The organism is Actinoplanes missouriensis 431, assembly GCF_000284295.1.
GTDB lineage: Bacteria > Actinomycetota > Actinomycetes > Mycobacteriales > Micromonosporaceae > Actinoplanes > Actinoplanes missouriensis.
The window spans coordinates 7061304-7075446 of the sequence record NC_017093.1; the positions used below are offsets into that span (position 1 = coordinate 7061304).

Consider the following 14143-nt stretch of genomic DNA (forward strand, 5'->3'; position numbering starts at 1 on the left):
TTGCGGCCGGCGCAAGGCAAGGATACATTTCCTATCTGTTAGATAGGTATCCCGCAGCGCAGTGGCGGGCGTCTCAACACATCGAGGGGGAACCCCCATGACCGTCAGCTCACTCGTGGACGCCGATCTCTTCCGTACCCTGCTCCGCCGGCACGCCGCCGCCGTCGTGGTGATCACCGCGCCGGGCGACGAGCAGCCGGCCGGTTTCACGGCGACCTCGTTCACCTCGGTCTCCCTCGACCCGCCGCTGGTCTCCTTCTGCCTTGCGCACAGCGCGTCGGCCTGGCCCGCGGTGGCCGCCTCCGACGTCGTCGCCGTGCACGTGCTCACCGAGGAGCAGGAGCACGTGGCGCGAACCTTCTCCACACGGGGCATCGACCGGTTCGCCATGCACGGCGACTGGGAGATCGGCCCCGGCGGGGTGCCCCTGCTCGGCGGGGTCCTCGCCCGCCTGGTCTGCCGGGTGGTCCGGCGGGTCGAGGCCGGCGACCACACGATCGTGCTGGCCTCTCCGGTGGCCGGCGCGGTGCACGACGACCTCGCGGCGACGCCGCTGGTCTATCACGACGGCACCTATCACAACTTGCGGAAAGCCGCCTGAAAGGACATATCGTGACGGGAATCCTCGTGATCTCCGGCAATCCCCGCTCCGGTTCACGCACCTCCGTCCTGGCCACCGCCGTCGGCGCGGCGATCGCCGCGCGGATCGGCTCGCCGGACCCGCACGTGATCGAGGTCGGCGATCTCGGGGCCGGGCTGCTGACCCCCGGCGACGACGCGACGAGAACCGCGCTCGCCGCCATCGCCGAGGCGAATCTGCTGGTCGTCGCCACGCCGACCTACAAGGGCAGCTACACCGGCGTGCTCAAGGTTCTGCTGGACCAGCTGCCGGCGCAGGCCCTCGCCGGCAAGCTGGCCGTGCCGGTGGTGACCGCCGGCGTGGCGCCGCAGGCCGCCGCCGCGGAGGCTCTGCTGCGCCAGCTGCTGGTCGAGCTCGGCGCGATCGCGGTCCGGCCCGGCCTGCCCGTGGTCGAGGCGGACCTGGCCGAGACCGCGGAGATCGCCCAGAAGTACGCGGCAGCGCTGGACTGGTGAGGGATCAGACCACGGCGAGCGTGTAGGTCCGGGTCGCCGTCCCACCGAACTCGTCGGTGAACCGCACGGTGAAGGTGAACAGCGCACCCACCTCCTCGTCGACCGTCCCCTCGAGGGTGCCCGTCGCCGGGTCCAGGACGACCGTCGCGGGCAGCGTGCCGGACTCCACCGACCAGACGCCGTCCCGGCCGTCCGCCACGGTCAGCCGCTCGGTGTAGTGACTCCCGGCCGGTGCGTCGGCCAGCGACGTCTCCACGATCCGCGGCGCGGCGGTCACCACGGGGATCACCACGCGGCGGGTCACCGACTGGGGCACGTAATCGGTGAACCGCACGGTCACCGTCCGGTCCCCGGGCACGGTCGGCGTGCCGGAGAGGACCCCGCCGGCGGAGAGCTTCAGGCCCGCCGGCAGGGCGCCTGCCGCAAGCTTCCAGCCCCCGCGCCGGCTGCTGCCGAGGGAGAGCTTCGCCGAGTACGGGACACCCACGGTGGCCGTGGCGGTCCGGGAGGTCGTGATCGCCGGCGCCTTCGGCGGGGCCGGCACGAAGAGCAGCCGGTCCGGCGCCCCGGCCCGGGAGGACACCTTGCCCTTGGTGGCGTTCGCGACCAGCTGGTTGCGGACCTGCGCCGGGGTGAGGCCGGGGCTCGCGTCGAGCAGCAGCGCGGCGGCGCCCGCCACGTGCGGTGCGGCCATCGAGGTGCCGCTCCAGGTCGCCGTCGCGGTGTTACCGGCCGCGGTCGCCGAGGTGATGTCCACGCCCGGTGCGAAGAGGTCCACGGCGCGGCCCCAGTTGGAGAACGGCGCCCGCTTGTCCTTCCGGTCCGACGCGGCCACGGTGATCGCCTCCGGCACGCCGGACGGGCTGCCCAGCGACGCGTCGCTGTTCTCGTTGCCGGCCGCGGCCACGAACGTCACGCCGGACGTGATCGCCCTGGTGACCGCCGAGTCCAGTGCCGGGCTCCAGTCGCCGCCGAGGCTCATGTTCGCCACCGCCGGGTGGACCGCGTGCGCGGTGACCCAGTCGATGCCGTCGATCACGTCGGAGAGGCTGCCGGAACCCTCGCAGTCGAGCACCCGGACGCTGACCAGCTTGACCTTCTTCGCCACCCCGTACGTGCTGCCGCCGATCGTGCCCGCCACGTGGGTGCCGTGGCCGTTGCAGTCGTCCGCGCGGCTGTCCCGGCCGACGAAGTCGTAGCCGTACGAGGCCCGCCCGCCGAACTGCTGGTGGCTGGTCCGGATGCCGGTGTCGATCACGTAGGCGTGCACCGTGTCGCCGTCCGCGGAGGGCTGGTAGGACTTCGACAGGCTCCGCCCGCGCTGGTCGGACCGGTCCAGGCCCCAGGCCGGGTTCTTCTGGGCGCCGGTGAGGCGCAGCACCCGGTCCGGCTCGACGAAGCGGACGGCCGGGTCGGTGGCGAGCCGCCTCGCCTCGGCTGCGGTCATCTCCGCGGTGAACCCGGGGTAGCCGGCGAACCGGTGCAGGACCCGGCCGGGGGCGGCGCTCAGCGTGCTGACCTGACCCTGGTGCTGGAGCGTCACCACATAGCGGCCGGTGGCCGCCGCCTGAGCCGGGGACGGCGCGACGATCGAGGTGGCGGCGGCGAGCACGGCCGCGGTCAGGGTCCACTTACGCATGCCCTGCGAGATCGGACGTATCGGAAAGTGCTTGAGACCCTAGAGGTTGCGGGCCGCTAGCAATGCGAGTCGCACCCGGTTCGGGCTGCCGGTCTTGGTCATCAGCGCGGTGATGTGGGTCTTCACGGTGGTCACCCCGATGTGCATCCGCTCAGCGATCTCACCATTGCTCAAGCCCTCCCCGACCAGGCCCAGCACCTCCTGCTCGCGGGCGGTCAGCCCGCCGATCCGGCGGGGCTGCTCGGGCTTCGCGTCGACCGCCCGCCGCACCAGCCGGCGCAGCACCTCCTGGCTGTACGGGCTCTCCCCCGCCGCCGCCTGCCGGATCCCGTTCAGCAACTCGGCCGGCGGGGCGTCCTTGAGCAGGAACCCGCACGCGCCGGCCTGCAGCGCCGGGTAGAGATGGTCGTCGTCGCCGAACGTGGTCAGCACCAGCACCCGCGCGGCCGGGCGCTCGCCGACGATCCGGCTGGTCGCGGTGATCCCGTCCACGCCGGGCATCCGCAGATCCATCACGATCACGTCGGGTGCGAGCCGGGCGGCCAGCTCGACCGCGGCCCGGCCGTCACCCGCCTCGCCGACCACCTCCAGGCCGGGCTCCGCGTCGCAGAGCATCCGCAGCCCGGCCCGGACGAGTTGCTGGTCGTCGACGAGCAACACCCTGATCATGAGTTCTCCCCCGGTATCACCGTCGCGACCCGCCAGCCGGGCCCGTGCGGCCCGGCGTTCAGCACACCGCCGAGCACCTCGACCCGCTCCCGCATCCCGACGAGGCCGTGCCCGCCGCCGGGTGGGGCGGCCCGCACGGGAGCCCCGCCGTCGTCGGCCACCTCCCATTCGAGATCATCGCCGGCGAGGACGATACGCAGGCTGGCGCGAGCCGACGGTCCGGCGTGCTTGGCCACGTTGGTGAGCGCCTCCTGGGTGAGCCGGAGGACGGCCAGGCCGCGGACCGCGTCGAGAGCGCCGACCGCGGGGTCGATCTCGGCCTCGACGATCACGCCGGCGCGCCGGGCGGTCTCCACGGCGCCGTCCAGCGCGGCGGGCAGGGCGGACGGGTCGATCGCGGTGAGGGCGGCGTCACCGCGTACCCCGTCGGGGTCGCGCAGCACGGCGACCAGCCGGCGCAGATCCGCCAGGGCCGCGGTCCCGGTCCGATGGACGTCGTCGAAGACGGCGTCCACCTCGGGTTCCAGATCCGGCAGCACGTGCCGCGCCACGCCCACCCGGAGCACCATCGACGCGACGTGGTGGGCGACCACGTCGTGCAGCTCCCGGGCGATCGCGCTGCGCTCGTCGGCGCGGGCCGCCCGCTGCTCGGAGAGGGCCCGGCGCTCGGCCTGGACGCCCAGCTCACGGGTGGTCCGCACGACGGTTCCGATGAGCACCGGGAGGCCCAGGTTGATGCAGAGGCCGACCAGGTTCTCGGTGAGCGAGCCGGTCCGGTGGAAGATCAGGTAGACGGCGGCGACCAGGCCGACGTTGCCCCACAGCATCCGGCGGGAAGGCGCCCAGAGGGCCACCTCGCCGATCGCCCACGCCGTGCCCACCTGGTTGATCGTGTAGTCGTCCAGTGTCCGCAGCGCCACCGCGAAGAGCACGGTCTGCACCAGCAGGTTGATCGGCGGACGGCGGTGCAGCAGCAGCCCGGAGGAGAACGCCGCGACCGCGAGCGCCCACTGCGGGCCGGTCACCGGCACCCCGGTCTCCCGCGGCGCCAGCAGCAGATAGACCACGCCGGAGGTGTTCAGCAACAGCATCCGGGTGAACGTGTCCCGCACGTCGAAGAGACGTCCCCGCCGGCCCATGGTGGTCAGCCTAGGCGCTATCGACGGAGCACCGCGGCGCCGGCGGTCACGGTCACCGCGGCCAGGGCCGCGAACGCGATCAGGGTGGTCCCATCGGGTTGCAGCAGCGGTTGCGCCCGCAGCGCCTGCCAGGTCAGGAGCAGCACCAGTACGGCGTAAGCCCCGCCCCCGACGAACACGAGCCGCATCCGCTTCACCGGGTCGGCGACCAGCCGCCCCAGCAGGACGGCGAGCAGCGGCAGCGCCTGCAGCGCGTGCAGCCCGACGAAGTGGCCGATCCGCAGGTCCCCGCCGGTGGTGCTCCACCCGGTCACCGGCATGCCCGGCCCGCCGTCCGGGACGCCCACCGCGTGCGCCCCGGGAGCGGTGGCGGTGCCGCCCTGCGTGGTCATCAGGAACGCGACGGCCATGCCGAGCAGCGTGACCAGCAGGCCGAGACGGATCGCCCAGGCGATCGCCCGGTCCGGGATCCGCTGCCGCAGGGCGGTGACCCCGATCAGCAGGTGCGCGAAGAAGAGGACCATGATGGACGTGCCCATCGCCGACCAGAGCGTCGCGTCCAGCGGTGTCGCGATGTTGTAGTGGCTGGTCCTGCCCCGGATCACCTGGAACACGATGATCGCCAGCTCGGCCACCGCGACCCCGACGATCACGATGCCGGCCCACTCGGCCGGCCGGCTGCGGCGCGGCAGGATCGACAGCATCCAGGCGAGCGTCCCGGCGTAGACCACGAACGAGACGGCGAACTTGAACGGCTTGAGCCAGATCGGCACGCCGGTCAGGATCCGGGGATCGGTGAGGATCCCGACGGCGGCGACGACAGCGAGGACCGCCGAGGCGGCCGTGAGGGCCAGCAGCGCCCGGTTCCAGCGCACCGGCGTGGTTACAGCGGGAAGATCGATCGTTGTCATACTCGCAGCGTCCCGTTCCGGAGCCGCCGGATCGCCCGACCGGGGGCCGTCCTTGCGGCCGGTCGTCGGAGGCCTTCTCCTCCCCTGGTAGGAGACCGCCATACTGGCCCGGTGATCCCCCACACCGACTTCCCCGCCGACGACTCCGGGCGGCGCAGCAGCAACTCCTTCGGCAGGTCCGTCGTCGCCGACGCGCTGCGCGCCGCGGACCCGGCCGCCGCGGCCGCCGCCGAGCGGGAGACCGACTGGCGACGCGGTTACCTCCGTCATTTCCGGGCGCTCGTCGAGGCCGGGCTCTCCGCCGGCGGGGCCGCGGCATACGAGATCGCCGAGGCCGGGCTGGCGTCGGTGCAGGCGCGGATGCGGTTCCGCCGCGACGACGGGGAGTTCACGCTGGCCCAGGCCCTGCTGGCACAGCCGGAGCGGCCGTTCGAGACGGTCACCGTGACCGGCACGGGGGTCGCCGAGAAGGAGCTGGGCGTGCCGTACCGCGGCGACCTGCTCCGGGGCGACGCGCTGAAACGGCAGCTCGACGACTGGGTCACTCGCGGCGTGATCGAGGAGTCGGCCGCGGCCGCGGTGCGGGAGGTGGCCGCCAACCCGGACTGGCTGGACCTCAGCGACCAGCGCCTGGTCACGTTCGGCGCAGGCTCGGAGATGGGGCCGCTCGCGTCCGTCCTGGGCTGGGGCGGCACGGTCCTCGCCGTCGACCTGCCGCGGGCGGACCTGTGGGAGCGCACCGCCGCCCTCGCCTCGCAGTCGGCCGGCCGGCTGCTCGCCCCGCTCGCCGCCACCACCGGCCCGGTCGCCGACCCGGTGGACGCCGCCGACGCTCACCCGATCCCGCAGCCGGTCGCCGGTGTGCCGGGCGCCGATCTGCTCAGTGACCTGGGCGCGGTCGCGCAGTGGCTGCTCGGCTTCGACGAGCGGCTCATTCTCGGCAACTACGTCTACGCGCCGGGCGGGTCGTACCCGAAGCTCGCGGCCGCGCTGGACGCGCTCGCCGTGCACCTGCGCGAGCAGCGGCCGGACACCGCGCTCGCCTTCCTCGCCACGCCGACCGACGTCTACGCCGTGCCGGGCGAGGCGGTCGCGCAGAGCCGGGCCCGGTTCGCCGCACGGTCCCGGCGGGCCCGGACCGGCGCGCTGCTCTCCGGCGGGCGGCTGCTGCGCCCCAACTACCTCACCGACCTGGCGCCCGGCGTCAACGACAGCCTGGTTCCGCAGCAGGGGCCGAACTACGCCCTCGCGAAACGCATCCACCGCTGGCGGGCCGCCGTCGCGCGCCGGGACGGGGTGGTCAGCTTCACGGTGGCGCCGCCGACGCGTACCCGATCGGTGGTCAGCAACCGGCTGCTGGCCGCCGCCTACGCGGGCGCGCACCTCTTCGACGTGGAGATCTTCGAACCGGCCGCCGCGAGCCGCCTGATGGCCGCGCTGATGGTGCACCAGATCCGCCGTCCCCGGCCGGCCGATCCGGCCGCGTGGAAGGACGAGGCGACCGGAGCGGCACACGGCGGGCTGTGGCGTGCCGCCTACCACCCGAGGACGGCCCTGCCGCTGGCCGCGGTCCGCGGGCTGCTGAGCCGGTGAGCGTCGCCGGACTGGTCCTGGCCGCCGGGGCGGGCCGCCGGTACGGCATGCCGAAGGCCCTGGTCCGCTACGACGGGCAGCTGCTCGTGGAGCGCGCCGCGGACACGTTGTCCCGGGCCGGCATCGACCGCGTGCTGATCGTCCTCGGCGCGGCGGCCGACGAGGTGCGCGCTCGCGGGCGTCTCCCGGAGACCGTCGTCAACCCGGACTGGGAGACCGGTATGGGGTCGTCCCTGCGGACCGGGCTGGCCTCCCTCGCCGCGACGCCCGGCTGCACGGCCGCTGTCGTGCTGCTCGTCGACATGCCCGGGGTCAGCCCCGAGGCGGTCCGCCGGATCACCGCCCACGCGGCGCCGGACGCCCTGATCATGGGTGGTTACTCCGGCCGGCGGGGGCATCCGGTGCTGCTCGGGCGCGACCACTGGTCCGGGGTGTCGGCGTCGGCCACCGGCGATCGGGGGGCGCGGGACTACCTGCGTACCCATGAGGTGGTGGTGGTCGGGGTCGGAGACGTGGCCGATGACAAAGATCTTGACGAGCCGGGCAACCTTTCCGCGATCCACGACCACTGACCCTTCGACAACACCCTCGAAGGAAGGCTGGATCGTGTTCGACAAAATGCGGAAGCGGTGGCGTGCCGGCGTGGTGGCGGTGGCCGCCCTCGGTCTGGGTCTCGGCGCTGTCGTCTACACCCAGGGCGCGTCGGCCGCGTCCTGGCCGAGCGCTACCAGCACGGTCAAGGTCACCGCGAGCAAGCCGATCTCCGGTACGGTCGACGGCGGCCTCAAGCGGTACGTCGGCAGCGGCGCCCTCGGCAGCGGCTCCCAGGACGAGGGTCAGGACCCGCTCTTCGTGCTGGCCGACGGCGCGGTCCTGAAGAACGTCATCATCGGCTCGCCGGCCGCCGACGGCATCCACTGCAAGGGCTCCTGCACGATCCAGAACGTCTGGTGGGAGAACGTCGGCGAGGACGCCGCCACGTTCAAGGGCGGCTCCGGCGCGAAGTACACGGTCACCGGCGGCGGCGCGAAGTCGGCCGACGACAAGGTGTTCCAGCACAACGGCGGCGGCACCCTGACGATCAGCAACTTCCAGGTCAGCGACTTCGGCAAGCTCTACCGCTCGTGCGGGAACTGCTCGACGCAGTACAAGCGCGCGGTCGTGGTGAAGAACGTGACGGTCACGGCGCCGGGCAAGAGCATCGTCGGCATCAACACCAACTACGGCGACACCGCCACGCTCTCCGGCATCACCATCACCGGTGACAGCAAGAAGAAGATCTCGATCTGCGACCGCTTCACCGGCAACAAGACCGGCAAGGAGCCGACCAAGACCGGCAGCGGCCCGGACGGCACCTACTGCAAGTACACGACCGCGAACATCACCTACAAGTAGGCATCCAGCGCGCCCAGCGTGCTGATCCGGCACATCTCCTCGACCGGTCCGCTCCCGGACCGGTCGAGGTGCACCGCCCGCAGGCCGGCCTCCCGCGCCGCCAGCACGTCGAAGGCGTGATTGTCGCCCACGCTGAGCACCGATCCGGGCTCGATCCCCCACCGCCCGCAGGCGAGCCGGAACGCCTCCGGGTCGGGCTTGGCGACCCCGAGATCGTCGGGAGTGAACACCTGTGCGATGTGGCTCAACCCGATCCGCCGCAGCTTGCCGCGCTGCTGAACGGCGCTGCCATTGGTCAGCACCGCGACCGCCAGGCCGGCCCCGGCAGCCTCGTCCACCGCAGCGACCGCGTCGGGACAGGCCCGATAACCGGTGTCGTAGTGGGCGAGATAGCCCGCGAAGATCGCGTCCGCCTCGTCCGGGTCGTGGCGGACCCCCAGGAACTCCTCCAGCCGCCGGCGGCGCTGCTCGGCATAGCTGATCTCGCGGCGGCGCCAGGCGACCAGATGCCGTTCGGTGATCTCCTCCCAGGCACGGATCGTGGCCTCGTCGGACGCCATCCCGATCGACGGCAGCCAGGCAGCGAGCGCGGCCGCCACCGAGGCGTCGTGGTCGCCCAGCGTGCCGTCCAGGTCGAAGAGAACCCCCTTCAAGATCACCCCACCAGGGTACGGGCGCGGAGCCGCCGCAGCATCCGCGCGTCCCCGAAACCGACGGCACGGGCCGCCGCCTCCACCGTGGAGCCGTGCCCGATCAGATGCTCGGCCCGCTCCAGCCGGAGCTGCTGCTGGTAGCGCAGCGGCGTCTGCCCGGTCGCCGCGGTGAAGAGGCGGGTCAGCGTCCGCTCGCTCACCCCCGCCGCGGCGGCCAGCTCGGTCAGCCGCAGCGGCTCGGTGAACCCGGCGTCGATCCGGTCCTGCACCCGGTGCACCACGTCGCTCAGGTGCGACCGGTGCCGCAGCATCGCGCTCTCCTGCTGGTCGTCGCCGTTGCGCCGGGCGTAGACCACCATCTCCCGGGCCACCTGCGCGGCCACCGCCGGGCCGTGCCGCAGCGCCACCAGGTGCAGCGCCAGGTCGATGCCGCTGGCGATGCCGGCCGAGGTGACCACCCGGTCGTCGGAGACGTAGAGGACGTCCCGCAGCACGGTGGCCGCCGGGTATTGCCGGGCCAGGCGTTCCTGCAGGTCGTGGTGGGTGGTGCAGCGCCGGCCGGCGAGCAGGCCGGCCCGGCCGAGCGCGTCGGCGCCGGAGCAGACGCTCGCCACCGAACCGCCCGCGGCGTGGTGGGCGGCGATCCGGTCCAGCGTGGGGCGGGCGAAGTGGCCGTACCCGCTGCGCCAGCCGGGGACCACGACCAGGTCGTCCGCCGTCAGCTCGGGCCAGGTGGTGTCCGCGTGCAGCATGACGCCCTGCCACGTTGGCACCGCGGGCTCCTCGGCCACGTACGCCATCGCGTACCCCGGCGCGGTCCCGAACACCTGGGCCGGGCCGGCCAGGTCGAGCAGATGCACCTGCGGCGTCAGGACGAACACCACCCTGCTCACGATCCGGTCACTCCCCGATGATCTCCGCGACGGTCTTCACGGTGGCGAAGCGGCCGGCCAGCGCGTACTCGGTCCGGGCCGACACCTCCGCCGCGGACAGCGTACGCGGGTCGGCCAGCAACTCCTCCACGCTTTGATCGGCGGGGGCGTCCCGGTGCGGGATCGGGTTCGTCGCCGTCGCGTCGATCGCGAACGTGACGTCGTACCCGAGGTCGGACGCGACCCGCGCGGTCGTCTCCACGCACTGCTCGGTGCGCAGCCCGCAGACCGTCACGGCGTCCACCTTCCCGGTCACCAGCCGGTGCTGGAGGTCGGTGCCGGTGAACGCGTTGTGCACGGTCTTGCGGAGAATCGGCTCGTCGGCGGCCGGCTTGAGCTCGTCCATCACGCGCACGAACCCCCCGGCCGGGTCGAACGTGTTGCCGGTGCCCGGCTCCTCGTGCAGCACCCAGATCACCGGCTCGCCGGCGGCCCGCGCGGCCTCCACGAGCCGGCCCACGTTCTCGATCACATCGGGGTTGTCGGTCGTCGCCCAGAGCGGCCGGGCCCGGAACGACTCCTGTACGTCGATCACGATCAGCGCGTTTGTCATGCCATCGATTCAACGTGCGCGGAGGCGTTCGGAAGAAGACACCATCGAGACCGGGGGCGGACCGATCCGGTCAGGACCGGCGGTTCTCGCGAGCCGCCGAGCGGGAGCGCGCATGCTCCAGGAGACGATCGATCTCGGACGCCGTGGCCGGGCCCGGCTCGACCACGCCGGCCCAGCCCTGCACGCCGTAGGCCGGGTGCGGGACGAGCCGGTCCGGGGCCGCGAAGTCGATCTCCGGCCGCCGCTCGGCCAGCTCCTCCGGGCCGAAACCGAACACCCGCCGGAACTCGTCGCGGCCCAGCTCCAGGTTGAGCCGGTAGGCGCCGGGCCGGTCCAGGCGGGACTGCTCGTCGAAGCCCGGCACGTCGTGCCCGACGATCGTGGCGAACGGCCGCATCCGGTCGTCGCCGGCAAAGAAGAAGCGGTCACCCCAGGTGTACTCCGGCATGCCGGAACCGGGCTCGATCCGGGTCATCGACACACCCGGCAACTCCATGATCCGTGCGGCCAGCGCGGCCGCCGCGTCAGGGGCAGTCATGTCACCATCAGCCATGACCTTCACCGTATCGTTGAATCACCCGGTTAGGGTTTGCCCGCCACTGTGCTCGGGGAGGGTGTGCTGAAGTCTCAAACCGCTGTGCACCGCCCGGCGGATCTGGCCCGGGCGCACGGGCTCTCCGCGCAGGCCGTGCGCAACTACGAGCGCGACGGGTTCCTCCCGCCGGCCCGGCGATCCGCTGCCGGCTACCGCCTCTACACCGACCGGCACGTGCGTGCGCTCAGCGCGTTCGTCGCGCTCTCCCGGGGGTACGGGCACCGCGTCGCCGCCGAGATCATGCGAGCCGTGAACCGGGGCGACCGATCCTCGGCGTACGCCGCAATCGACCGTGCCCACGTCCTCCTGCAACGTGACCGGGAGACCCTCGCCTCGGTGTCGGCCGCGGTCGGCGTGCTCTCGTCCGCGCCGGCGGCCCGTGCCCACCGCGGGCCGGTCACCGTCGGGGTCCTCGCGTACCGGCTCGGGGTCACCCCTGCCACGCTGCGCAAGTGGGAACGGGCCGGGATCCTCGCGCCGGCCCGGGACGGCTCGGCCCGGATCTACTCCGCCGAGGACGTCCGGGACGCCGACCTGGCCCACCTGCTACGCCGGGGCGGGTACCTGCTCGACCACATCGCCGCGGTGGTGCGGCAGGTCCGCTCGGCCGGCGGTCCGGAACCGCTCGCCGCGTCACTGGCCGGCTGGCAGGAGCGGATCGACGACCGGGCGCGGCAGATGCTGACCGGCGCCGCCCGGCTCGCGTCCTACCTCGAAACAGACGCTGCCCCGCCCGGGGGGTAACGGGCGGGGCAGCGGTCAAGGGCGATCAGCGCGGGAAATCGCGGTAGTTGCCGGTGTAGTAGTCACCGACCTGATCGCGGTACTCGGGCGTCTCGAAGGTCTCCTTGTCGTACTCCGGAGAGCTCTTGATCTGCTCCTTCGTACGGTCCACGTAGACCTTGCGCTCGTCGTGGTCGATGGTCTGCACCGTTCCGGCCGGAAGGAGCACCTTCCGCCCGAAGATCCACGGTCCGGTGTCGACCACCAGGTAAGCGCTGCCGACGTCGTAGCTGGCCCGGTCGATGGAGCCGATGTGACCATCGGTCGCCTCCACCTTGAACCCGACCAGATCCACGCCGACCCGCCCGGTCTCGTCGACGCTCTCCACGCCGGCGGGATCGGTCGTGCTGCCCGCCAGAGCCGGATCGCGCCACGTCCACGGGGTGAACGGCGTCGGTTGCATCACGGCCTCCTCACATCGATGAATCTGCCGTTGTACATCCGGTACCCGTGCCGTCCGCCGGCGAAACGCCCGGCCCGCGATCGGCTCAGCGGTTGATGTCGCCACCGGACAGTGCGGCCAGGTCAGCGCGATCCGGCAGGCCCTCGCAGTCACCCGGCACGGTGACCGCGAACGCCCCGGACTCGATCGCCGTGCGCAACCGGTCCGGCGCCGCCGCGCCCGCGAGCCGGTCCGCCAGATAACCCGCCACGAACGCGTCCCCGGCGCCGACCGGGTCCACCGCGGTCACCGTCAGGGCCGGCAGCGCGTGCCGTTCCCCGTCGATCGACGCGGCACAGCCCCGCGCGCCGTCCTTCACGATCACCTCGGACGGGCCGAGTCTCGCCAGGCCGTCGACCGGGTCCGCGGAGTCGGTGAAGATGGCCGCCTCGTCCGGGCCGGCGAACACCACGTCGGCGCGGCTCACCAGGTCACGCAGGACCGGCGCCGCGTCGAAGCGGGACCACAGCTTGCTCCGGTAGTTGACGTCCACCGAGACCGTCACCCCGGCCGCCCGGGCCGTCTCCACGGCCGCGAAGACCGCCGCCCGGCAGGAGTCGCTCAGCGCCGGGGTGATGCCGGTGACGTGCAGGATCCGCGCCGACCGCACCTCGGCCTCGGGCACGTCGGCCGGGCTGAGGCGGGAGCCGGCGCTGCCCGCCCGGTGGTAGTCGGCGTGGATGAACTGGCCGGACCGCTGATAACGGATCATCAGGCCGGTGAAGGATTCGTCGGGGACGGCTATCACCCGTACCCCCGAAGAGCGCAACCGGGACGCGATGAGCGCGCCCGTCGCGTCCGGGCCGAGCCGGCCCAGCCAGGTGGCGTCGCCACCGAGACGCGCCACACCGATCGCCACGTTGCTCTCCGCCCCGGCCACGCCGAGGCTGAACGACCTGGCGTGGCCGAGCGGGCCGATCCCGTCCGCCACGAAGATCCCCATGGACTCGCCGAACGTGAGGAGCCCCGTCGTGAGTTCAGTCGTGGGCCCCGTCGTGGATTCAGTCGTGGGTCCCGTCGTGAGTCCGGTCGTGGGCGCGGTCATGAGCGCGCGTACCGGACGGCGTCGACGGCGTGGCGGGCGCGGGCGGCCAGCGCGGTGAGGCTGCCGCCGCTGGCCGCGTCGCCGATCAGCGGGCCGCCGACGCCGACCGCCACCGCTCCCGCCGCCAGCCACTGCGGGATGTCGTCGAGGGCGATGCCGCCGGTCGGCAGGACGCGCACGTCCGGGAGCGGACCACGCAGATCCTTCAGGTACGCCGGGCCCAGCCCACCGGCCGGGAACAGCTTGATCAGCGGCGCGCCGGCCCGGTGCGCCGCGTAGATCTCGGTCGGGCTGAACGTGCCCGGATAGAGCGGCACCCCGGCCGCGATCGGCACCGACACCGGCGACACCAGGAAGGCGGCGCCCGCGTCGACGGCCGCCTTGGCGTCGTCCTCGGTGAGGATCGTGCCGGCGCCGATCCGCACGGTGTCCGGCAGCTGGCGGCAGAGGCCGGCGATCGCCTCCAGGGCACCCTCCGAGGTGAGGGTGATCTCGAGAGCGGTGACGCCGGCGGCGACGAGCACGTCGGCGACCGCGGCGAACATGGTGGCGCTCGGCGCCCGCAGGATGGCGACGAGACCGGAGTCGGCGATGGCGGCGGAGACAGGATCGAGGGGAACCGAACCGTTGAGCGAAGTCACACGCCGATCCTGCCCGATGCCCCCGTGGGGGCAAAAGCCGCTCCACCAGCTCCGATCA

The 14143-nt window shown here is 73.0% G+C and carries 16 protein-coding genes and 1 pseudogene; 6 read left to right on the forward strand and 11 right to left on the reverse strand.

Annotated elements, in window-relative coordinates; all coding sequences use genetic code 11:
- Window positions 1–97: 97 nt before the first annotated feature.
- Both AMIS_RS32265 and AMIS_RS32270 read left to right on the forward strand, forming a co-directional pair.
- Window positions 98–601: a flavin reductase family protein gene (locus AMIS_RS32265; RefSeq protein ID WP_014446656.1), complete on the forward strand. Its 504-nt coding sequence runs from the start codon at window positions 98–100 to the stop codon at window positions 599–601.
- An 11-nt stretch (window positions 602–612) separates the two neighbouring features.
- Window positions 613–1095: an NAD(P)H-dependent oxidoreductase gene (locus AMIS_RS32270; protein ID WP_014446657.1), complete on the forward strand. Its 483-nt coding sequence runs from the start codon at window positions 613–615 to the stop codon at window positions 1093–1095.
- 4 nt (window positions 1096–1099) lie between these two features.
- On the opposite strand, the gene AMIS_RS32275 is transcribed toward AMIS_RS32270, so the two are convergent.
- The 4 genes from AMIS_RS32275 to AMIS_RS32290 are packed head-to-tail and all read right to left on the reverse strand — an operon-like array spanning window position 1100 to window position 5453.
- On the reverse strand, window positions 1100–2734 hold the full coding sequence (locus tag AMIS_RS32275; RefSeq protein WP_014446658.1) for a S8 family serine peptidase: 1635 nt from the start codon (window positions 2732–2734) through the stop codon (window positions 1100–1102).
- A gap of 39 nt (window positions 2735–2773) precedes the next feature.
- Window positions 2774–3403 (reverse strand): response regulator transcription factor, encoded by a 630-nt coding sequence (locus AMIS_RS32280; protein ID WP_014446659.1) that lies wholly within the window; start codon window positions 3401–3403, stop codon window positions 2774–2776.
- Window positions 3400–4542: a sensor histidine kinase gene (locus AMIS_RS32285; protein WP_014446660.1), complete on the reverse strand. Its 1143-nt coding sequence runs from the start codon at window positions 4540–4542 to the stop codon at window positions 3400–3402. The genes AMIS_RS32280 and AMIS_RS32285 overlap by 4 nt, the downstream gene beginning before the upstream one ends.
- A gap of 17 nt (window positions 4543–4559) precedes the next feature.
- Window positions 4560–5453 carry a hypothetical protein gene (locus AMIS_RS32290; protein ID WP_041830196.1) on the reverse strand — a complete coding sequence of 298 codons (894 nt, stop codon included), beginning with the start codon at window positions 5451–5453 and terminating at the stop codon, window positions 4560–4562.
- Between the two features lie 111 nt (window positions 5454–5564).
- Here AMIS_RS32290 and AMIS_RS43490 point away from each other — a divergent pair, with 111 nt between their 5' ends.
- The 3 genes from AMIS_RS43490 to AMIS_RS32305 are packed head-to-tail and all read left to right on the forward strand — an operon-like array spanning window position 5565 to window position 8441.
- A complete protein-coding gene (locus tag AMIS_RS43490) occupies window positions 5565–7046 on the forward strand; it encodes a hypothetical protein (protein WP_014446662.1) in 1482 nt (493 codons plus the stop codon).
- Complete coding sequence (locus AMIS_RS32300; protein ID WP_014446663.1) at window positions 7043–7618, forward strand: nucleotidyltransferase family protein; 576 nt, start codon at window positions 7043–7045, stop codon at window positions 7616–7618. The genes AMIS_RS43490 and AMIS_RS32300 overlap by 4 nt, the downstream gene beginning before the upstream one ends.
- 34 nt (window positions 7619–7652) lie before the next feature.
- Complete coding sequence (locus tag AMIS_RS32305; RefSeq protein WP_231859139.1) at window positions 7653–8441, forward strand: pectate lyase; 789 nt, start codon at window positions 7653–7655, stop codon at window positions 8439–8441.
- Here AMIS_RS32305 and AMIS_RS32310 read toward each other — a convergent pair.
- From AMIS_RS32310 to AMIS_RS32325, 4 genes and pseudogenes are all read right to left on the reverse strand, one after another.
- Window positions 8432–9100, reverse strand: coding sequence for an HAD family hydrolase (locus AMIS_RS32310; RefSeq protein ID WP_014446665.1), 669 nt, complete (start codon window positions 9098–9100; stop codon window positions 8432–8434). The genes AMIS_RS32305 and AMIS_RS32310 overlap by 10 nt on opposite strands.
- On the reverse strand, window positions 9097–9987 hold the full coding sequence (locus AMIS_RS32315; RefSeq protein WP_041830197.1) for a GlxA family transcriptional regulator: 891 nt from the start codon (window positions 9985–9987) through the stop codon (window positions 9097–9099). The genes AMIS_RS32310 and AMIS_RS32315 overlap by 4 nt, the downstream gene beginning before the upstream one ends.
- Before the next feature lie 7 nt (window positions 9988–9994).
- Window positions 9995–10579 (reverse strand): cysteine hydrolase family protein, encoded by a 585-nt coding sequence (locus AMIS_RS32320; RefSeq protein WP_014446667.1) that lies wholly within the window; start codon window positions 10577–10579, stop codon window positions 9995–9997.
- A gap of 70 nt (window positions 10580–10649) precedes the next feature.
- Window positions 10650–11105 (reverse strand): annotated as a pseudogene (locus AMIS_RS32325) (DUF6194 family protein); the annotation flags it as partial.
- 111 nt (window positions 11106–11216) lie between these two features.
- Here AMIS_RS32325 and AMIS_RS32330 point away from each other — a divergent pair.
- A complete protein-coding gene (locus AMIS_RS32330; RefSeq protein WP_014446669.1) occupies window positions 11217–11918 on the forward strand; it encodes a MerR family transcriptional regulator in 702 nt (233 codons plus the stop codon).
- Window positions 11919–11943: 25 nt separating this feature from the next.
- Here AMIS_RS32330 and AMIS_RS32335 read toward each other — a convergent pair whose 3' ends face one another.
- The 3 genes from AMIS_RS32335 to AMIS_RS32345 form a co-directional block, all read right to left on the reverse strand.
- Window positions 11944–12360: a PRC-barrel domain-containing protein gene (locus AMIS_RS32335; RefSeq protein WP_014446670.1), complete on the reverse strand. Its 417-nt coding sequence runs from the start codon at window positions 12358–12360 to the stop codon at window positions 11944–11946.
- A gap of 85 nt (window positions 12361–12445) precedes the next feature.
- Window positions 12446–13342: a sugar kinase gene (locus AMIS_RS32340; RefSeq protein WP_041830198.1), complete on the reverse strand. Its 897-nt coding sequence runs from the start codon at window positions 13340–13342 to the stop codon at window positions 12446–12448.
- Window positions 13343–13440: 98 nt separating this feature from the next.
- On the reverse strand, window positions 13441–14085 hold the full coding sequence (locus AMIS_RS32345) for a bifunctional 4-hydroxy-2-oxoglutarate aldolase/2-dehydro-3-deoxy-phosphogluconate aldolase (protein WP_014446672.1): 645 nt from the start codon (window positions 14083–14085) through the stop codon (window positions 13441–13443).
- Window positions 14086–14143: the final 58 nt, after the last annotated feature.